The following is a 21,260-nucleotide window of genomic DNA, read 5'->3' as shown; positions in this document are numbered from 1 at the left end:
AAGCTATTGTTGAAAAAAGGAATACAGAAGAAGCGTGTTTGAAGCATTTTTCAGGAAAAAGAAAAAGGTTAATTCACTTCAATAACAGAGTCATTGACTACCATTTTAAACAAGTCCTAATTTATGAAACCCTTAAAAGAAAATTTTTTCAAAACACCATACACCATACTGTCCCTCTTAATGTTGAGTTTGCCTTGCTTTTCCCAACAAGAAACCCGTGCCTTAACCTTGGATCAAGTATTGGAAAGGGCCCAAACCCATTCGTTGATTGCATTGAGGGCCAATAATCAATACCTAGCCGGCTATTGGCAATTCCGGTCCTATAAAGCCAGCTTGTTGCCACACATCGGACTGGATCTTACACCTGTGGATTACAACCGCTCCTTTATCCAGCGGTACGATCCGGAAAACGATGTAGATGTCTTCCGGGAACAACAGACTTACTATGCAAACTCCTCTGTGTATATCAGTCAGAACCTAGGCTTTAGCGGGGGAACTTTGTCACTTTCCACCGGATTAAGCCATTTGGAAAACCTGAACAGCCCGGAATTTTCAGCCTATAACGCCAGCCCCGTACAACTTACCTATCACCAACCCTTGTTGGGTTTTAATGAGTTTAAATGGCAAAAACGCTTACAACCACTGCAATACCAACTTGCCCGGCAACAATTTATCGAAAACTCCCAACAAATTCACTTGGAAGCCATCGCCCGTTATTTTGAGGTACTTTTAGCCCATACACAAAAAGAAATTGCCCTACACAACCGCAGTACCTCCGATACACTCTATCAAATCGGAAAGAAGCGCTTTGCCTTGGCCGCCATCCCTAAAGAAGAACTACTTAACCTCGAGCTCAATAAGTTTAAGGCCGATATTGCGCTGGCCCAAGCTGAAAAGCACATCCAACGAGCACAGTTTAATTTGAATTCTTTTTTGAGTTATGACGAAAATACCGCCATACAACCCGAATTACCCAAAGGAGCCTTCCCCCAACAGATAGCCGTGGACCAAGCCATTGCCCGGGCCATTCAGCATAATCCGGAAATGATCGGTTTACAGGAAAAAAATCTTCAGGCCTCTCGCAATTTGGACAAAGCCCGAAAAGAAAGCCGCTTAAATGCCAACCTGATGGCCAGCTTCGGACTGAACAATAGTGCAACGGAAATGAACCAAGCTTATCAGGACTTGGCAAACCGGCAACAAGTACGGGTAGGTATGCAAATCCCCTTGGCAGACTGGGGGCAGCGCAAAGGCCAACGCCTGATGGCTGAAAAACAAAAAGAAGTAGCCACCTTGGAAATACAACAGACCCGCTTGGACTTTGAGCAGAAAGTAGCGCTAAAAGTAATCGATTTTAACCTACAGCACAAACTGGTAAACAGTGCCTTACAGGCCGCGGATATCGCTGAACAAGCCTATGAACTCACCAAAAAGCGCTTTGTTTTGGGCAAAACAGACGTACTTCAACTCAATTCGGCTTCACAAACCCGGCAAGACGCCCAGGAAGGGTTCATTCGGGCTGTCTATACCCTTTGGCAATTGTATTATGAAGTGCAACAACTGACCCTGTACGACTTTCGGAAGGAACAACCTTTATCAATTGATTTTAAGCAAATGGTTCGTTGATTTTGCGGGAAAAAGAAGAACACAAAAGACCGGTTCGTATGAAGTCCATGAGAGCATGTCTAAAATACGTTGTGGGAGAGGCTTCTTCGAAGTTTTGATTAATGCCAAAGAAAAACCCTTGGCTCTATACATTTATTCTAAAACCCAGAAGCATATACGCTATTGGTTGCAAAGCACCCAGGCCGGCAATACCTGTATCAATCATAGTTTGGTACATCATAATAACACCAACCTGCCCTTTGGCGGCTCCAACTATAGTGGTATAGGCAAGTCACACGATTATTTTGGTTTTCGTGAATTTTCCAATGAGCGAGGCATTTTAAAACAAGTATTCCCTTTCAGCCCCACAGACTTTCTTACCCCTCCTTACACTAATTTTAAAAGGAGACTAATTGACTAGACTTTGAAGTGGTTATAGTGATTCGGGGTGAACCAAACCCTAATGGCAGGAAGAAAGCAGCACAGGAAAAAGTATGAATAATTCTTGCCCTGTCAATTCCACCCGTTTATTCATTTATGTAATTTAGGATAAACCCTATAAGGTTGATCCATCCCAAGCTTTAAAGGAATGCTATTGAATAAATGTAGGTTTAAAAAAAACCTAAGGAAACTTTATATGACTGGACTTTAGTATAGAATCCACTTTTAATTTCCCTTCCACCTCCTTTGCTTCTTCTATTAGCTTATCTTTCAAGTGGTTTAACAAGTCCTGATAAAGCTTGTTGATATTGATATACTTATTACCGATATGCAAGTGTTCATGCTTACAAAATTTCGCATTCATAGAGAGGTTTTCATCGTAAGCCACTTCCAGAAATCGTATTCCGGAAACAGTAACATTGGCATGTGTATCAATGTCAACACTAAACATGCATTTGAAATGATGCTTGGGAATCAGGATGGGTTTCTTACCAGGAAACATGGGCTTAGGGGTTAATAGTGAAGAGCTGTCAATAAAAGTAAAGTGAATATTTGAAGCCTTCTTCAGAGTAATTTTACCCTGTTCGAATGCTCTATTCAAGCTTCCTTTTAGGAAATTAATAAAATAAGACAACTTTTTCCAGGAAGCGCATTGGATTTTTCACAACAAAGACAAATACTAATGGTAATCATTCAAAAAGTTCATGATTGAGAATCTGACAAGTACAACGTAAAAAAGGCAGCCATTGCTGACTGCCTTCTATAGAATAATGGATGATAAAATTATTTTTTACCACCTCCAATATCAAACCCTGCTTTAATTGCCAGGTAATTTCTTGAGTCAATGTTATCATCCAATCCGGTGATTACATTGTACTCCAATCCTAAGCGGAAGTGACTTAACAAGACGCCCACTCTCGGAGCAAATCCGAATTTAGTACCCATTTCAATTTCTGCCTCGTTGTTACCACTACCAACTTCTGCAGTACCTAAAGTATAAAGACCTAAACCCGCGCCGGCAAAAGGTCTTACTTTAGTGCTAGAAAAATAATACTCTCCAGTTAACAAGTAGGATCCTAAAGCAGATACACTTACCTCTTGTCCATCTTTATCAGCACCTCCAATCACGGCCCACTCCATACGTAAACCGGCCGCAATATTGTCATTTAACTTATAGTGTGGCTCCAGGTAAAATCCGGCACCACCTTTATAAGAGTCGCCACTACTAGGTATTGCATAAAGCGCACCTAATCCCACACTAAACTTTTTGAATTCTTGTGCTGTAGAAGCTGAATAAAATGCTACCAGAGCTAAAACAGTAAAAATTAACTTTTTCATTTAATAAAAATTTGGTTTAGAAATTATAAAAATGTCCACAAGCCTTTTACCAAATTTTTCACCAAAACATTCTTTGGAAAAGCTAATTATTTACAAATAATTACATAACTTATTTCTTTTAACCCAAGATAAACTCAGCAAAAAACGCCAATTAGTAGGTAATTAACAAAAACACAAACACCCCTATAACTCCCTTATTATCAAATTATTCCCAAAACACTTATAAGAAAATTATATTGAACAGGTGTTCAAACTTTTAAAAAGCAAAAGCAGCCACTTTTTATATATTTTATTACATAATTCATTTAAAATCACAAAAATTAAGTATGAATCATCTTTACAGGCATATTTGCAGCAATTGAGGAGAAGTTTCAAACACTTCAATGCAGCAATTTCTTACTTGAAAGTACACTTCAGATAAAATTCAGGCAAGAAGTTTTGGCCTTTGTTTACTCTCCCTAACCTTCCGAAAAATACACCTCGCCTGAAACCATAATTTCAGAGAAGTGTTTCAAATTCATCAGTATTTTAAAGTTTGATTTTCGCTTACTTTCTATTGCTCTGAAGACTTATGAATATGGGCAAACAAACTCAATAAAAATAAAAAACAAGCCATAAATACACCAAACAGTACGGATGCATCCATAGAGCTGTACCCGTAATAAAAGCCACCCAAGGCATAGATGATCGAAATGCCAAAAGTATATCCATCATAAAACTTAGGCCATTTGAGATAGGCATAAATCAAACTAACTTCAATACCAAAGGCGGCCAAGCCTACATAATACCAAGAATAATCCAACCAAATTTTAAAAATCATTAAACTGACCAATGTCAGTATGGCGGACTCAATGTAAAATTGAGCCTTAGTTTGAAGGGTAGTGTAAAGTTTTTTCAGGGTCATTGTAACTACTTTTTCAGAAAATATTTTTCATGTTAGTTAATAGGTTAAAATTAACAATCTTTTTGATCAGTATCAATAAAAAACACCTATTATAAGGTATAAAAAATAATAAGTTATCCTCCACTTATCAAGTGGGTATGTATATTATTGAATACAAAAATATACATACCCATAATAGGGCTAATTAGAACATATTTAAATTTCCTTCTATGGGGAAAACTCTATTCACAGCCTTTTGAGAACCCTAAACGGAAAACCTTTACCACCCAAGAGACGACCTCCCGATGGAACATCTCCCGCAGGGCGGCCCCCGAAACGAATTTTCAATATCTTACTTAATTGGAATATAAAGTAATCTTCCTGTACAACTTAAAATTACAGATCAAAAAGATGCTCAATAATGACAAGATAAAGTGCTTTTTTATTTAGTAAAAATACTTACTTTTAAACTCCCTTACTATTTTAGTGTTATCGTTACCAAATAAATTAATGAGCAGCCATAAACCCCAGTCGTTTTCCATCATTATTATTTTTGTTTTATTTATGATGGTTGGAGGAAGCCTTATTCCTTTGCTCAATCTTCAGTTCGTCCCTTCCCGTACACAAGCGGGTATTACAGTTAGTTATACCTGGCCCAACGCCTCAGCCAAAGTGATCGAACAGGAAGTCACTTCAAAACTAGAAGGATTGTTCAGTACGGTAAAGGGGGTACAAAATATCAACTCAGTATCTAAAAAAGGGCAAGGAAATATTCATCTCAATTTCAAAAAGCACATCAATCTGGATGCCGTACGTTTTGAACTCTCTACCCTGATCCGTCAGAGTTACCGGGAATTACCTGAGGGCGTTTCCTATCCCACACTTTCGTTAGGGATCAACGGGAAAAACAGCACTCCCATTCTGACCTATACTTTAAATGCCAATGCCAGTCCTTTTCACATTCAAAAATATGCGAAAGAGCAACTTGTTCCTTACCTTTCACAGCTCGAAGGCATCAACGAAGTGAATGTATACGGAGCCACACCTTTTGAATGGGAAATCCGGTTTGATGCGGAACGCATTCGGCAATTGTCCATCACAGGTGATGAGATCGCCCAAGGGATACACAACTACTTCCGAAAGGACATTCTGGGTTTGGGGAAGGTACAAATAGCCGGCCTGGTGTATCCTCAACAAGTCAGGGTACAATTGCAAATGGATATTTCTGAAGAAGTGAACTGGTCAAAGATCCCGTTGAAGAAAAATAAGGAGCGGATCATTTACCTGACCGACATTGCACAAATTCGGTATTTGGAGCAGACACCCCGCAGTTACTTTCGCATCAACGGGCTAAACACCGTTAACATGGTAATTTATCCCGAGGAAGAAGTCAATACCCTTCACCTGGCCGAAACAATAAAGAAAGAAATTCATCAAATTAAACAACAATTGCCCACCGGGTATACTTTATTGACCAGTTATGACAGCACAGAATTTTTGAGCAAAGAATTACACAAAATCCTTTTACGGACTTTGTTTTCGATGGGTATCTTATTGACTTTTGTCTTACTCACCAGTCGGCAATGGCGATACCTGATCATAATCACCCTCAGCTTGGCTGCCAACCTGCTTATTGCTTTTATTTTCTATTACTTTTTTCACTTGGAAATTCACCTGTATTCCTTAGCAGGCATTACCGTTTCCTTTGGCTTGATGATCGACAACAGCATCGTAATGATCGACCACTTGCGCCATCATAAAAACCGGAAAGTCTTTCTGGCCATCTTGGCAGCTACTTTGACCACTATCGGCTCTGTACTGATCGTCTTTTTGTTGAAAGCTCAACAGCAAATCAACCTGATCGATTTTGCCCAAGTATTAATTGTCAATCTGGGGGTGTCCTTACTCATCGCTTATTTCTTTATCCCCGCACTTTTTGACAAAATCCGTTTAAAAGAAAGAAGAAACAAAAGCTATTTCAAAAGAAAGCAAAGGGTTGTACGGTTTACCGGCCAGTACGGCCGCTTTCTTCTTTGGGGCAGGCGCTTCCGATGGGCTTTTATCCTGCTACTGGTTCTGGGCTTTGGCTTACCCGTACATTGGTTTCCTGAAAAGCTTGAACACGAAAACAGCTTCTGGGCAGCTCTCTACAATCAAACCCTTGGCTCGGACTGGTACAATGAAAACGCCCGTAGTTGGGTAAATAAATCACTGGGAGGAAGTTTTCGCTTATTTACCGAAGAGGTATTTAACCAATCTTTTTACAGTGATCCGCAACGAACAACTTTATATGTTTCGGGAAAGATGCCGGAGGGCTGTACTGTGCAACAGCTCAATCAGGCCATTGAAAAGATGGAAAACTTTATCAGCAAGTTCGATGAAGTTGAAATGTTTCAAACCCGGATTAACAGTTACCGTAACTCATCCATTAACATCCACTTCAAAGAAGCGTTTGAAAACGGCTCTTTCCCCTATTTCCTCAAATCCCAACTGGAAACGAAAGCCATCAGTCTTGGAGGTGTAGACTGGGGTGTATACGGAGTGGGCAGGGGATTTAGCAACGCCCTAAGTAGTGGGTATAAAAACAGTGGAATCATCCTGAATGGCTACAACTACGAACAACTGTATGCCTATGCCGAATTACTCCGTAGTGACTTATTGAATAACCCCCGGATCAAAGAAGTAGACATTACAGGCTCTTTCGGATGGAATGCCAACCCCCTACACGAGTATTATTTGGATTTTCACTTGGAGCAATTTGGTTTGCACGATGTGTCCTTACAGCAATTTTATGCGTATTTAAAGGATCAAACCTACCGAATGCCCCTCTCCCCTATTTTTCAAGAGAATGAATGGCATCCGGTCTCACTCGTTTCTGAACGGGCAGATAAATTCAATGTCTGGAACTTAAACAATGAATTTCTGGACTTTCAGGAGAAGTCTTTCAAATTGGCTAGTTTGGGAAGTGTGGAAAAACGCAAAACCGGTAACGAGATCCATAAAAACAATCAACAATACCAATTAGCTTTGGCGTATGATTTTATCGGCTCTAACCAATTAAGTAAAATCGTAATGGACCGCCAATTGGAACGCATCAAAGAAATTTTGCCCTTAGGCTATCAAGCAAATGCACGTGGCTGGGGAGGATGGCAAAAAGATAGTAAAAGCCAATACTATTTGCTCTTTATCGTGATTTTGGTAATTTATTTTATCTGTGCAATTGTATTGGAATCCCTACTACAGCCGCTGGCGGTCATTTCCCTGATTCCCATTTCGTTTATTGGGGTTTTTCTCACTTTTTACCTCTTTGATTTTAACTTCGACCAAGGAGGTTATGCTTCGTTCATCCTGCTTAGCGGTATAGTTGTCAACACAGCCTTATACATCATCAACGATTTCAACAGTTATTGTAAAAAATTCGGACAACACAAACTTGCCTATTACCTAAAAGCCTATAACAGCAAAATCATTCCGGTGTTGCTAACCATTCTTTCTTCGGTTTTGGGCCTGGTTCCTTTCGTTTGGTCGGGGCAACATGAATCCTTCTGGTTTGCCTTCGCCTCAGGATCCATGGGAGGCTTACTGTTTTCAGTATTGGCGGTTTGGATATATCTACCGCTGTTTTTAAAAATTAAGGATCAATGAACCATATGCTGGCTGATTACATTTTGTCCTTTCCAATTACCAGTTCAACATTATTTAGTTTTGGATGGCCAGCGAGCGCAATTAGTGGTAAAAAAGCAGGGAACTCTCTCCCCTGCCTCTTATTTCATGTTCGTACCTATTTACTACTATGCCTCTTTCTGAAGTTTCTCAGCTGTGGCGATTACTTCATTCCAAACCCTAAAGACATTTTTATAGCAGATCTTTTCAATATCTTCATCGGAATACCCCCTTTTCAACAATTCAAAAATCAAATTGGGATAATCGGAAACATCTTTTAATCCGATCGGCAGGGAATCACCTACCCCGTCAAAATCGGAACCCAGGCCTACGTAATCCACCCCGGCAATTTTTACTACATGATCGATATGATCGGCTACTTTTTGCACGGTAGAGAAGAAGTTTTCTTGACGGTATTTCTTCATTTCTGCTTTTAAAAGAGAATCTCCTTCTTGCAAATTCTGCTCTTCCATGAATTTTAATTTATACTCATGTGCTTTGCCATCATACGTACGGGATTTCTCATCGATAAAGGTAGAACCAAAATTAATCTGGATCACTCCTCCGTTTTCTTTCAAGGCTTTGATCATCTCATCGCTCATATTTCTTTCAAAATCCGGTGTATAATAACGGCATGAAGAATGCGAAGCTATTACCGGAGCTTTGGTAAGCTTCATCACATCCCAAAAGGTGCTGTCGGATACGTGTGAAATATCCACCATGATACCCACTTTGTTCATTTCTTCCACCACCATTTCACCAAAAGAACTCAAGCCGTTCCACAAACGAGTCGTATCGTAAGAAGAATCACAAATCTGGTTATTGGTTGCATGGGTAAGTGTAATATAACGCACTCCTTTGTCGTAAAAATACTTGACATTGGCCAGGTCGTCCTCTATCGGGGCACCATTTTCCATACCCATTGGCAAGGAAATCAAGCCTTTTTCAAAATTCTGTTGTACTTCCGCCGGGGTAGTCGCCACGGCAAATTTTTCAGGATGCTTTTCAGCGATTCCGGTCACAATATCGATCAGGGAATCCGCTACGAGCTTAGCCCCTCCGCTTTCCTGGTAGGAAGAAGGCACATAAATAGACATAAACGGTGCATCCAAGCCACCTTCTTTGGCCCGGTTATAGTCAAAGTCACCGTCTTCCGTACTTTGCGATACATCTACATACACCTTTTGCAAACGAAACATATGTACCCGTAGGCGGTAAGGCAAATCTACGTGCCCGTCTGTGATGATAAATTTATGGGCCAGTTCGTTGGCCTTTACTTTCAATTCTTCCTCTGTTAATTTCTGTTTTTGTTCTTTCCCTTCGCAAGCCCAAAAGCCCACCAAAGGCAATGCAATCAATAAGTAACGCATTAATAGGTGCTGAAAAAATCTCTTCATTAGTCTTGATGTTTAAAAGGTTCAATACTTCAAAGATAGACATTCTCAATTATCAGTGAACAGATATTCTTCAACAACACACATCGTTTTTCAAAAAGAGGGTTCATCGATTTCACATGTCTGTCGGTCCGGAATAAAAAAAGAGACCCATGAGGTCTCCCTTTTACTATGCACATGAATGCCACACATTTTACGATTAACTAACTATGCAATTATTTTTAAATACTTTTATTAAGTGACGAACACTTATTTCGACCACCAATGTTTATGGCCTTCGGTATCTTTATCTTTTACTTGGTTATAATTATCTCCATTTACCTGTGCTTGATTCAAAGGATATTTCACCCGTTGAATGATTTTTCCTTCAGGTACATTGGTATTCAGTTGTAAACCAAATTCCAACTCCGGTAACTCCAGGCGTCTGAGGTCAGCCCAGGCTTCCCAGCCATTGTCCGGATATCCGCCAATGTATTTTTGGGTGATGATTTTTTCTAACTCCGTACCATTGCCATCACCCCATTTTGCCGATATGCCTTGGTTGTTTACCGCCTCTGAAGCCAGGTAAGTATCTGCCGATTTTAATCCCCAATAGTCAAAAGAAGCTCTCACTCCGTTTTCATAGGCATCTTGGGTAGGCACAGCCATATTCCAGCCGTAGCTGGCTCCCTCTGCTCTTAAAAACCAGATTTCCGCAATTGGCAAGATGGTAAATTCACGGGCGTTATCTCCGTTGAATTTTCCACGAAGTGTCACATTGATTCTGGAATTATTTTGAACTCTGTTAGCTTCCTCTGCCCTGTCCGGAGAAGCTAAGCCTGCGGCAATGCCACTCCACCTTCCTTGATAGCCGGCAATTTCAGAGTTTTCGGCATTCTGATCACTGGAACCGAAAATAACCGTAGCTCTGGGATCCACAAATTCAGGGTATTCGCCATTTGCCAGGCGGTCACCTACATCTGTTGTTTTAAAAGGTACTCCTCCGATATTCACCGTCAAATCATAAAAGGACTGGCTCATCACTACGCCATTCCCGGCTCCCCACCAGAAATAATAATTATAACTGTATCCTTCTCCCCAAGCAGTTGTATTGGAAAACATGGTGGGCATCTCATCAAAACTTTCCAACACTCCCCCGGCAACAGCCGCTTCCGCATGTTGTTTGGCCAACTCCGGCTCTACATTGGTCAAGCGCATGGCCAAGCGTAAGCGCAAGGAATTGGCAAATTTTGTCCATTTCCCCAAGTCGCCATGATAAATAGGGTCATTCATTGATTCTTTGGAGGCATCAAAATTAGCGACAGACTCTTCCAGTTCCTTTAAGAAATCTTTGTAAATCAACTCTTCAGCATCATATACCCCATCAGCTACTTCGAAATAAGGAATATCACCCAGCAAATCCACCCCTCTATGAGAAATCCACACTTTCCAGATCCTTATGATAGAGACAATATTTGTAAAATCTTCATTAGACTCATAATCCATGACAAGCACGTTCAGAGAGTTAAACCATTTATAATGATTCTCCCAAAACAAAGTCGTCCATGGATCATTAGACACATAGTCATAGGTTCCAAAATACCCCAGGTAGTACTGTGCAAACATGTCTACATACAAGTTGTGTACCCGCTGGTGTAATTCGGCATTCATACAAGACTCCTTAAAGACCCCTCCGACTTTTAAGGCAGGAGATACCTTTTCCGCAGGAGGATTGTTAGGATCCATATTTAATTCTTCCCAATTAGAACATGCTCCCAAACAAAACAGCATGGCTAAAGCAGCGATATATATTTTCGATTTCGTCATGTTTTTCATCCCATTTAGAATTGTACTCTTAAATTAAAACCGAGGGTAGAAGTTCTCGGAGCGGCATACGCCTCGGCACCTTGTTGGTTGGAGGTGGTATAGGCATAAGGAGGTACCCCGTTCAGGTTACTTCCGAAGGTGGCCAGGTTCCGGGCCACAATGTTCAACGAAGCGCCTTTGACAGGTAAGTTGTCAAACAGGGAAGTAGGAAAGCGGTATCCCAAGGTAAGTTCTCTTAAGTTCAACTCACTTTTATCATAAATCCACTCAGAATCAATATTAGCTTTATTCGTCCAGTATTGCTGGGCACTGATGGTAGAAGTAACGGAATTTCCTTCCGCATCCACCCCTTCAATGGTGTAACCCTCCCGGTTATTTTCCAAGGTCATTGCACTGGTACCAAACCTTGCCGCTTGTGCATTGGTAAAGGAATAAATATCACCTCCTTTGGTATAATCAAACAATACATTGAAGGAAAATTGTCCGGTAGTGGCGGATCCATAGGTAAAACCCAGGTTCACTCCGGCATTCCAATCCGGTGTATAATTTCCGAGTTTTACTTCCGTATCACTTTCCTGATAGTTGCCTTCAGCATTCAAAATGGGACGTCCTTGTTCATCGGTTTTAATGGTAGTCCCGTAAATATCGCCAAATGCTCCCCCTTCCACGGCCCAAATTTTTACTAAGACATCCCCATCACTTAACAAATATTCTTCTACTTCAGAATCCAATGAAATAATCTTGTTGGTATTCTTATACCAGTTTACACCCAAATTCAACCCGAATTTCTCCGTTTGAACTAATTTGGCGTTCAAGGAAAGCTCCAAACCTTTGTTTTCAATTTCCCCGGCATTTATCCACTCATACTTGAAACCTTCCAGAGCAGGATTGACCGGTAATTTGATAATTTGATTGATGGCATTGTTCTTATAATACGTCATTTCGAAGGCTACTCGATCCTGGAACAGATTCAAATCCATTCCTAACTCAATAGACTTCAGGCGCTCCGGTTGAATATCCGGGTTGGGTTTCGTATCCGGAGCGATGGCTCCCGAGTTGGTAATGGTATTGGTCAGATACAAGCCATAAGGTTCCGGATCATTTCCGACCTCTGCGTAGGAAGCGCGTACTTTGGCAAAACTCAACCATGAGGGCATTCCTTCAAAAGTATCCGAAATCACCCAGCTCATTCCGACAGACGGGTAGAAATAGCTCCAATTGTCATCCTTCAATGTACTAGACCAATCCTGACGAGCCGTTACATCTAAAAAGAGAAACTCTTTGAATGAAAACTGTACCATCCCAAAGGCAGAGTTTACCCGCTTTTGGTAGCGGTTCTCAGAAGCATCTCTATCTAAAGAGTTTCGAATTGAATAAAATTCAGGGACCTCCAAACCATTCGCAGCCGCATATTGAGAGTAATTGTTGACGGCCATAAAATTCCCTCCTAAACTCAGGTTGGCCGACAAGGCATTTTTTACCAAATCGATTTTGTTGATTTGCATCAATAACTCAATATTACTCTCTTTTGCCTGGGTTTGCGTTTGCCGGACATCTCCGCTACTAAACCAATAAGGAACTCCGGTACCCAGTTGGTCTCGCTGTCGTAAAGAGTAAAAGTCAAGTCCGTAACGAACATGAAAATACGCATTTTCGCTAAACTCATATTTGAATTTCGCATAACCAATCAAGCGGTCTTTGCTATCTTCATTGGTATTGTACTTCACGGTATAATACGGATTTAAGATAACGCCCCCGTTTGAGGTCCATCTCAAAGGCTCCAGTGTCTCCGGATTTCTGACATGTGTTTTCAAATCCGAATAAGACACACTTCTCGGCATAATTACATACGAATAATAGGGGTTATCCGGGTCACGGGTGAGTTTGATCCGGTTTTTACCTTGTGTATTGGCATAATTAAAACTTACCTCACTGGAAATTTTATCGGTCATCTTGGTACTCACCTTCATAGAGGCCAGGATTTTCTTAATTTCACTACCCGGAAACACCCCTTCGGCATAGTTGTGTCCCACCGATCCGCGCACACTGGATTTCTCGCCATTGGCAAATAACTCCAAGGTATTGGTGGTAGAAACCCCATTTTCCAAAAAGTCTTTGATATCATTGTTGTTTGGGCTATATGCTTTGGTTTCGCCCGTCCAGTCCGTCACCTGCGAGCCATCCATGGCCGGTCCCCAACTATTCCCGGAAGAGGGATCGAACACTCCTTCGGAACCTTGCCCGTATCTATTCTGCATTTCCAAATAATCCCTGGGCATTTCAATGACCGTATTGGAATTAAAAGACATACCGAAACGCTCTTTTCCTCCAGACTTGGTGGTAATCATTACTACCCCATTGCCTGCTCTCGATCCGTAAAGAGCCGTAGCCGCAGGTCCTTTCAGCACTGAAATATTTTCCACATCGTCCATATTAATATCGGACAAGCCATTTCCATAGTCCAATTGACGGTTTCCATAGGTATCATCGGTAGAAGTCCCCTGGTTGTCAATCGGCACTCCGTCAATGACGATCAGCGGTTGGTTATTGCCTTGAAAAAAGCTGTTACCCCTAATAGTGATCCGGGTAGAACCTCCCAATCCGGTACCGGCTTGAGAGATGTTCACCCCAGCAACCTTTCCCGATAAATTGTTCAGGATATTGCCTTCACGGGCCATGGCCATTTCTTCACCTCCTAATTGAGCGGCTCCATAAGCCAAGGTTTTTGCTTCCCGCTCAATGCCCAATGCCGTCACCACCACTTCTTCCAACTGTTGTGTATCAATCGGCAATACTATATTAATTTCCGACTGATTGCCGATAGTCACTTCTTTGGTTTGATACCCGATAGAAGAAAATACCAAAATCTCAGCATCATCCGGCGCATTGATATGATAATTACCGTCAAAGTCGGTGGTAGTACCAATGGTAGTTCCTTTTACGACAATGGTCACACCCGGTAGCGGAGCGCCATCTTCCGAAGAAGTTACTTGCCCCTTGATTTCCTTTTCCAAACGGAGTTCCTCCTGCAATAAATCTTCCTTTTGTGCCGAAGACTGATCACGTACTACAATGGTTTGGTTGATCCGTTTAAAACTAAGGTTGGCATCTTGGGCTATAGAAATTAACAAATCGGCCAAAGAAGCACGGCTGACTTGCGTGTTAATTCGTTGCTGTCCGCTAAGTTGTGTCGGATCGTACAAAAACCTGAACCCGGTTTTGCGCTCCAACTTAGCAAACGCCTCTTCCAAAGTGGCATCCTTCAGCGTTACTGAAAGCGTTACCTCTTTGATGCTCTGGGATTTGCCCACCTCTGCCATCAGCATCCCACACAGGAAGCTCTGCACCACTATCCCATAAAATAAGAGTTTTGTCATCTTCCAGATTTGGGTTAGTAACTTCAAATTCATATTGTTAAAGTTTTTAGGTAAAAGATGATTTTTAGGAATGAAAAATGAGTCCCAACCCAACTTTGCACGTAGTTTGGCGACCAAGCAAAAGTTGGGAGAGTTTGAAGATGCTACGATACATACTCATGCTGTAGCCGGTAAGTGGATTAGCTAGTATTTTTTCTTTTCATACATACAAGTTTAGTGTAACAAGAAATGGTAGTTTGAATCAAAATAGTAGTTGTATCAAGTCAATAACGGCTTCCGCATATGCACACACCTCTCCCCTACTCATTTTTCTCAAAAAGCTGTATTCTTTGCGAAATGTACTATGCCTTCGCTTTCTCTACATAGAAGAGAAAACCTTACTTTTCTACTGACTTAGTGCAACTTTATAAACACTTTCCCTTCCCTGAATTGGTAGTCAAAAGGAACAATTTCACTCAAACCCATCAACACATTTTCCAGGGATTCCTCTTGAAAACTACCCTTGAACAAATTCCTGGTATTTGCATTGTTATATACCTCTACTTCCACTCCGTACCAACGCTCCAGCTTGGTCACCACCTTCGATAAATCATCTTTGTAGAAATAAATGATGTCGTCCTTCCAGGAAGTCACCTTTCGATTGTCAAACCCGGTTTTCGAGAATAAATGATCGCCTTTGCTGAACACTGCCATCTCATTGGGGGTCAGCATCAACGCTGCCTGACCGGAACCTTTCGTGTTCGATACCTGTACTTTCCCCGTGACCACCGCCACTTGTATCTGGGATGCTTCCGGATAAGCCCGGATATTAAAAGAGGTTCCCAATACTTTGGTTTCTACCTTTCCACTCAAGATGCGGAAGGGATGCAAGGAATCCTTGGCCACCTCAAAAAAGGCTTCTCCTTCCAAATACACCTCCCGTTGATGGGCCGAATAATTTTTGGGAATACGTAAACGGCTCTCCGAATTTAACTTGATCACCGTACCGTCACTCAAGTTTATCGTGGAACGCTGGCCGGTAAGCGTCTCTTTCACGATATATTCTACCGGAGGAGTCACTTCGGCAATTACTTCCGTTTGGCCACGGTTCCACAAAAAGATGATGCTTGCCAGCAATACCAATACTATAGCAGCAGCCCAATTCCGCCACCAGACAGGCTGATGAATACGATGAACAAATTTTATCTTTTGTGAAAGAGATGAATTTATATATGCTTGTAATTTATTTCGAATAAATAAATAATTTCCTTCCTGAGCGCTGGCTGTTTCATGGATCAAAATTTCTTTCAACAAAGCCTTGGCTTCTTCAAACTCTTCTTGCTTAGAAGGGTTTTCAGTAATCCACAGTTCCCAAAAAGATGTATGGTGTTGATTCAATTCCAAACAATAATCTTGGAATGAATCATCCATGATAAAATCTTCCACTTGGTAATCTGTGAAATCAGTCATTTAATTTGGTATATCATTGCGTTTGTAAGGTAGTGGCAAGTTTTCGTATTTTTTCACGGAAATTTTTAACATTTTTTAATAGCAAACTTGAAACTTTTTAACAACCAACTAAAAACCAATAAGTTACAGGTTATATTATTTTAACAAAAAGCAAATTAAATTACCGAGATAATGTTATATACTTTCCAAAAACCAACGCTTTAAAAATAAAAAAGAGACCCATAAGGTCTCCCTTTCAATATGCACATGAATGCCACACATTTTACGATTAACTAACTATGCAACTATTCTTAAATATTTTAAATCAATGAGTTCATTATTTAATCTACATCCCACCAAAGCGATACCCCTCCATTGTCTTCCCCGCCAATCATTTGAATGGCTTGTTGTACTTGCTCTCCATTGGCTTGGTATTCCGATTGAGGAAACCTCAAACGTTTGATAAATGCTGGGATTTTGCCTTGGCTATTGTTAATGACGACAGGAAACAAAGAGGGATAACCTGTTCTCCGGAATTCGGCCCAAGCTTCTTTCCCATCCGGAAATACAGCCAACCACTTTTGGGTGATGATTCGCTCCAACTTGGTTTCAAAATCATCTCCATCCTCCCACTTGATCGTCACGTTACTCAAATATTCGCTACCGGCTTCCACATTATTTTCCGGATTTTGAGGGTCTATGTAAGGAGCAGCCGTAGACTCATCATCTTCGATATAATCCGCATAAGCATCCAATACCCCATGACGGCTAAAGGAAATTTTGATTCCCATTTCGTACAAATCTTTCGCGCTACCTCCCATATTCCATCCTCTTAAGGCACCTTCCGCCCGCAAGAAGTACGCTTCTTCCGGAGCCATCAATTGAAGGGGAGAATTCCTCTTGATCAATGTGGTTGATATTTTGGAAAAGCCGACATACACTTCTTTTGCAGTAATTTCTATCCCTTGCCGGATCCCCTTATATTCTCCGGGTACCTCAACAGAAGGCTCGAAGTATACGGGTAAACGCGGGTCCTCGTACCCCTTCATAATGGACTCTATAGGAGCACCCATACGGATATCATTCCAACTATCGTTGATGACGTTCAAGGGGTGTATTATATTACTGGCACTTACGGCCGCCAGGTCATCTTCCGAGTCCATCACCCCATATTTATGATTCACAGCCGCTTCGGCTTCTTGCTTGGCCTTATCCGGATCTGCATTGGCAATACGTATGGCTAAGCGCAACCGCAAAGTATTTCCATACTTAATCCATTTCATGTAATCCCCACCGAACACCAAATCATATCTGGTAAAAGGTTTCACATCGCCATTTTCATCCACAAAAGCAGTTAGGTCATCGACAGCGGTCTTTAACTCATCAAAGAATGCATAATATACATCCTGTTGATTGTCAAAAGGAGTGGAGGTCTCATGCTCACCATACTCTGTATACGGAATCGGACCATACAAATCAGTCACCTGATGCATCGCCGCAACTTTTAAGATCAGCGCCACTCCATGAAAGTCCAGTAGGTTTTCCTCTTGCGTCCTTTTTTGGATCAGGCGTACCGGAGCCATTACTTTTCCGTACGCCAAATCGTAAGGAAAAGTATTCCAACCGTCTACCAAGTTATAAGTCATATTATTATTATTCCCGGCAAAGACAGAAGGCGACATCATATATCCTGAAAAGACATCCCCGTTCAGGTTTTGATGCAATTGAAACTCCCAATTGGAATTGTTAAAGTTGTAATAGATAGACTGTTGTACCTGTGGGAAAAACTCCCCTATAAACACATCGTCTGTCAGGCCTTTCGGGTTGGTATTGTATTCATCAAAATTGTCCGTACAAGCCGCCATTCCGAGAAAAAAGGCCGAAAATATATAAAGGATGAATCTATGTTTCATATGAGTGAGATTTAAATTCATTTTCACTTAAAAAGTTCAGGAGATGTTTAGAAACCTAGTTTCAAGTTAAACCCATAGCTACGGGTATTAGGCGCAGAAAAGACATCGATTCCCTGCATACTGTTGTCGGTCGCCATGGACATATCAGGATCGTAAGGAGCATCTTTGTAGAAAAAGAATAAGTTCCTACCGACAACTGACAGGTGTAGATTTTTCACAAAACCTTTTACCGGAAACTTATATCCAACAGACAATTCTCTCAAGCGCACATTGGTTGCATCGTACACATATTCTCCAAGTGCGGCATCTCTCCCTCCTAGCGTTTTGTAATACTTTTCCGCATCCAATCTACCCGTATACGCTTGTCCGGTTTCTTTTACCGTAGCCGGAATATCCAAACCACCTTGGTCACGTGCATCTCCGGAGCGGGCAGACACCCCTTTTTGGTCTAACTCAGACTCGGTTACGGACAATACCTCTCCGCCCATTCGGGTATCGATCAGGAAATTCAGGGTAACATTTTTATAACTCAGGCTATTGTTAAAACCCAATAACCAATCGGGATTAGGATTCCCTACAAATACGAAATCAGTATTTACGATAGGAGTCCCGTCAGGGCTTACGTAAATAGATCCGTCCTCAGCCCTGTCTAATTTTCTGGAATAAATGTCCCCATAGGAACCACCTACCCTTAATACACCTAAGTACGGTGAGGTACCCAGGTCATTCAGTCGAAATTCTTCATTAGCTAAGCGGTCATCAAGCTTGATTACTTCACTCTCATTGGTAGAAAAGTTAAAACTCGTGTTCCAGGTAAAGCGCTCGTTTTTCAATACATCATACCCTAAAAAGATTTCCACTCCACGGTTTTCAATATCTCCTGCATTCACATAATAGGTTGTGTTTTTGGAAGATGGGGCCTCTGCAATTTCAAAATATTGATTCTTCGTGTTGGTTTTATAATAGGTAAGGTTGAAAGTCATGCGATTATCCAACATATTCAAGTCCACACCAAATTCGATAGAAGAAGAGATTTCCGGCTTCAACTCTTCAAAAGAAGCCGCATTATTGAAATTCAGATAGCTGTTAGCAATACTGTGGGTAGGTCGCGTAGCGTATATAGGCACATCATTACCCACCTGGCTGAAAGAACCTCTCACTTTCAATAAATCAATCGCCTTAGGCAAAGTCATCAGTTCATTCATGACAAACGTCAAACCGACCGATGGATAGAAATAAGAATCATTCAAAGTGGTTGTCCAATCATTCCGTCCGGTAAGGTCCAAATATACTTTGTCCTGAAAAGAAATATTCGCACTGGCAAATACCGACTGGATTTGTCTTCTCTCATAAATATCGGAAAAACTCGAGCCCGGATTCATATTCGCTACCGAAAAGATGTTCACCTTGCTTAAGCCAATCAAGCGAGAGTCCATAAGCTCTGCTTCCTGTTGATAATCGGTAATACTGGATCCCAGCATGGCAGTCAACCCCCAATTATCACCGAAACTTTGGTTAACATTCAACAACACATCGGCATACACTTGAGAATTCACCCAGTTTTCTTTGATATACCGCCCGGTTTCGGCCGATATCGTAGTATTGGTACCCGCATGTATCTTTTGCTCAAAGCGATCATTGGTACGATCCAAATTCACTCTGCCTTGTATATTTAACCAAGACGTGAAGTTATACTTTAAAGAAGTAGAGGCCATAAAACGATTACGTTTGTCTTCCGAGGTAGTCCGGTGTAATAACCAGTAGGGGTTTTGAATGATATTTGAAGGAGCCATAAACCAGTTTTGACTCAATAAATTGCTTTCAGGATCAAACACTTCAAACGTTTTATATTGGTCGAAATCCAAACCACGGGGAAACATATACACACCGGTCAAGGTATTAAAATACAAGCCCGGAGACGGCCGGTTCTGCACTTTTTGTTTGATCAGGTTCACGTTGAAATTCACCTCCAGTTTCTCATCGAAAAAGATATTGGATTGGCGGTAAGTCAAATTGTGTTTTTCTAATTCATTGGTGGGCATAATCCCTCTGGCATCCGTATTGGCATAGGACATATAGGACTGACTGGTCTTCGTTCCCCCTGACACCGAAATAGAATTAATCCAGGTTCTACCGGTTTGGAAAAAATCTTTAGGATCCACTACAGGTGCCCCTCCGCTCAAAGCAGCTCCCCAGCTGTCTTCAGCCCCAGCTGATGTCTGCCCATAGTTTTTTTGGAGTTCCGGCATCAAGGTGGGATTTTCAAAGGTCAGGTTGGAAGAAAAATTCACTCTGGCGGCTCCTTCTTTTCCTTTTTTGGTGGTGATGACAATCACCCCATTGGCCGCTTGGCTACCATAAAGCGCAGAAGCGGAAGCACCTTTCAATACGTTAATGCTTTCAATATCGTCCGGGTTGAGGTTGGAAATCCCGTCACCCCCATCGCGTCCGCCTAACAGACCGTCTCCGTTACCAAACACACTACTAGGCTGGCTGGCCGAAAAATTGGTCATAGGTACCCCGTCTATTACATAAAGAGGTTGGTTATTCCCCGCTGCAGAACGGTTCCCCCGGAGGTTTACTTTTACGGAACCTCCTACCCCGGAGCCGCTACGGGTAATGTTTACTCCGGCTATTTTACCGGACAAGCTATTCATCAGGTTCGGATCTTTGGCTACGGCAAGTTGCTCTCCTCCCACTTCCTGAGTAGTATAAGTTAATCCTTTTTTATCCTTTTCTATACCCAAAGCCGTCACGACTACTTCATCCAATTGCTTGGTATCGACACTTAAGGTTATATTAATTTCCGCCTGACTGCCAATAGCCACTTCTTTGGTTTGATACCCGATAGAAGAAAATACCAATGTTTCCGCATTATCAGGAGCCTTAATGATATAGTTCCCCTCAAAATCGGTAGTGGTACCAATGGTCGTTCCTTTTACCACAATGGTTACCCCTGGCAATCCTTCTCCATCTTCCGTAGACGTTACTTTACCTTTGATTTCCTTTTCCAAACGGAGTTCCTCCTGCAACAAATCTTCCTTTTGTGCCGAAGACTGATCACGCACTACGATGGTTTGGTTGATCCGTTTAAAACTAAGGTTGGCATCCTGGGCTATAGAAATTAACAAATCGGCCAAAGAAGTACGGTTGACTTGCGTGTTGATTCGCTGCTGCTCACTAAGTTGTGTTGGGTCGTACAAAAACCTGAATCCGGTTTTGCGTTCCAACTTAGCAAAAGTCTCTTCTAAAGTGGCATCCTTCAGGTTTACCGAAAGCGTTACCTCTTTGATACTCTGGGATTTGCCCACCTCTGCCATCAGCATTCCACACAGGAAGCTCTGCACCACTATCCCATAAAATAAGAGTTTTGTCATCTTCCAGATTTGGGTTAGTAACTTCAAATTCATAT

General features: G+C 41.5%; 12 protein-coding genes. 3 read left to right on the top strand and 9 right to left on the bottom strand.

The features are described from left to right. Nucleotides 1-123 precede the first annotated feature (123 nt). Both AAG747_RS17995 and AAG747_RS17990 read left to right on the top strand, forming a co-directional pair. On the top strand, nucleotides 124-1,626 hold the full coding sequence (locus tag AAG747_RS17995; RefSeq protein ID WP_346822600.1) for a TolC family protein: 1,503 nt from the start codon (nucleotides 124-126) through the stop codon (nucleotides 1,624-1,626). Between the two features lie 55 nt (nucleotides 1,627-1,681). After that, nucleotides 1,682-2,026: an aldehyde dehydrogenase family protein gene (locus tag AAG747_RS17990; protein WP_346822599.1), complete on the top strand. Its 345-nt coding sequence runs from the start codon at nucleotides 1,682-1,684 to the stop codon at nucleotides 2,024-2,026. Between the two features lie 201 nt (nucleotides 2,027-2,227). Here AAG747_RS17990 and AAG747_RS17985 read toward each other — a convergent pair whose 3' ends face one another. The 3 genes from AAG747_RS17985 to AAG747_RS17975 all read right to left on the bottom strand — a co-directional run bounded on the left by AAG747_RS17985 (nucleotide 2,228) and on the right by AAG747_RS17975 (nucleotide 4,288). Continuing rightward, nucleotides 2,228-2,548, bottom strand: a complete 321-nt coding sequence (locus AAG747_RS17985; protein WP_346822598.1) for a hypothetical protein — start codon at nucleotides 2,546-2,548, stop codon at nucleotides 2,228-2,230. A 281-nt stretch (nucleotides 2,549-2,829) separates the two neighbouring features. After that, a complete protein-coding gene (locus AAG747_RS17980) occupies nucleotides 2,830-3,384 on the bottom strand; it encodes an outer membrane beta-barrel protein (protein ID WP_346822597.1) in 555 nt (184 codons plus the stop codon). Between the two features lie 553 nt (nucleotides 3,385-3,937). Continuing rightward, the gene (locus AAG747_RS17975) at nucleotides 3,938-4,288 is read right to left on the bottom strand and encodes a hypothetical protein (RefSeq protein WP_346822596.1); all 351 of its coding nucleotides are present in this window, start codon (nucleotides 4,286-4,288) and stop codon (nucleotides 3,938-3,940) included. Nucleotides 4,289-4,777: 489 nt separating this feature from the next. On the opposite strand from AAG747_RS17975, the gene AAG747_RS17970 reads away from it, so the two are divergent. Further along, on the top strand, nucleotides 4,778-7,912 hold the full coding sequence (locus AAG747_RS17970; protein WP_346822595.1) for an efflux RND transporter permease subunit: 3,135 nt from the start codon (nucleotides 4,778-4,780) through the stop codon (nucleotides 7,910-7,912). Nucleotides 7,913-8,058: 146 nt separating this feature from the next. Here AAG747_RS17970 and AAG747_RS17965 read toward each other — a convergent pair whose 3' ends face one another. From AAG747_RS17965 to AAG747_RS17940, 6 genes are all read right to left on the bottom strand, one after another. Next, on the bottom strand, nucleotides 8,059-9,327 hold the full coding sequence (locus AAG747_RS17965) for a dipeptidase (RefSeq protein WP_346822594.1): 1,269 nt from the start codon (nucleotides 9,325-9,327) through the stop codon (nucleotides 8,059-8,061). A 246-nt stretch (nucleotides 9,328-9,573) separates the two neighbouring features. Beyond that, complete coding sequence (locus AAG747_RS17960; protein WP_346822593.1) at nucleotides 9,574-11,130, bottom strand: SusD/RagB family nutrient-binding outer membrane lipoprotein; 1,557 nt, start codon at nucleotides 11,128-11,130, stop codon at nucleotides 9,574-9,576. Nucleotides 11,131-11,144: 14 nt separating this feature from the next. After that, the gene (locus tag AAG747_RS17955) at nucleotides 11,145-14,540 is read right to left on the bottom strand and encodes a SusC/RagA family TonB-linked outer membrane protein (RefSeq protein WP_346822592.1); all 3,396 of its coding nucleotides are present in this window, start codon (nucleotides 14,538-14,540) and stop codon (nucleotides 11,145-11,147) included. A gap of 360 nt (nucleotides 14,541-14,900) precedes the next feature. After that, nucleotides 14,901-15,956 carry a FecR family protein gene (locus AAG747_RS17950; RefSeq protein ID WP_346822591.1) on the bottom strand — a complete coding sequence of 352 codons (1,056 nt, stop codon included), beginning with the start codon at nucleotides 15,954-15,956 and terminating at the stop codon, nucleotides 14,901-14,903. 320 nt (nucleotides 15,957-16,276) lie between these two features. After that, nucleotides 16,277-17,848, bottom strand: a complete 1,572-nt coding sequence (locus tag AAG747_RS17945; RefSeq protein WP_346822590.1) for a RagB/SusD family nutrient uptake outer membrane protein — start codon at nucleotides 17,846-17,848, stop codon at nucleotides 16,277-16,279. Between the two features lie 47 nt (nucleotides 17,849-17,895). Continuing rightward, the gene (locus AAG747_RS17940; RefSeq protein ID WP_346822589.1) at nucleotides 17,896-21,258 is read right to left on the bottom strand and encodes a SusC/RagA family TonB-linked outer membrane protein; all 3,363 of its coding nucleotides are present in this window, start codon (nucleotides 21,256-21,258) and stop codon (nucleotides 17,896-17,898) included. Nucleotides 21,259-21,260 lie beyond the last annotated feature (2 nt).

The sequence above is a fragment of the Rapidithrix thailandica genome (assembly GCF_039710355.1).
In the GTDB taxonomy this organism is placed as follows: Bacteria; Bacteroidota; Bacteroidia; order Cytophagales; family Flammeovirgaceae; genus Rapidithrix; species Rapidithrix thailandica.
The sequence above is the reverse complement of the archived record's forward strand: the minus strand, read 5'-3'. Positions and strand labels throughout refer to the sequence as shown.

Coding starts and splice junctions, on each gene's coding strand:
- AAG747_RS17995 (WP_346822600.1), top strand. CDS start 124: ATGAAACCCTTAAAAGAAAATTTTTTCAAAACACCATACACCATACTG.
- AAG747_RS17990 (WP_346822599.1), top strand. CDS start 1,682: ATGTCTAAAATACGTTGTGGGAGAGGCTTCTTCGAAGTTTTGATTAAT.
- AAG747_RS17985 (WP_346822598.1), bottom strand. CDS start 2,548: ATGTTTCCTGGTAAGAAACCCATCCTGATTCCCAAGCATCATTTCAAA.
- AAG747_RS17980 (WP_346822597.1), bottom strand. CDS start 3,384: ATGAAAAAGTTAATTTTTACTGTTTTAGCTCTGGTAGCATTTTATTCA.
- AAG747_RS17975 (WP_346822596.1), bottom strand. CDS start 4,288: ATGACCCTGAAAAAACTTTACACTACCCTTCAAACTAAGGCTCAATTT.
- AAG747_RS17970 (WP_346822595.1), top strand. CDS start 4,778: ATGAGCAGCCATAAACCCCAGTCGTTTTCCATCATTATTATTTTTGTT.
- AAG747_RS17965 (WP_346822594.1), bottom strand. CDS start 9,327: ATGAAGAGATTTTTTCAGCACCTATTAATGCGTTACTTATTGATTGCA.
- AAG747_RS17960 (WP_346822593.1), bottom strand. CDS start 11,130: ATGACGAAATCGAAAATATATATCGCTGCTTTAGCCATGCTGTTTTGT.
- AAG747_RS17955 (WP_346822592.1), bottom strand. CDS start 14,540: ATGAATTTGAAGTTACTAACCCAAATCTGGAAGATGACAAAACTCTTA.
- AAG747_RS17950 (WP_346822591.1), bottom strand. CDS start 15,956: ATGACTGATTTCACAGATTACCAAGTGGAAGATTTTATCATGGATGAT.
- AAG747_RS17945 (WP_346822590.1), bottom strand. CDS start 17,848: ATGAAACATAGATTCATCCTTTATATATTTTCGGCCTTTTTTCTCGGA.
- AAG747_RS17940 (WP_346822589.1), bottom strand. CDS start 21,258: ATGAATTTGAAGTTACTAACCCAAATCTGGAAGATGACAAAACTCTTA.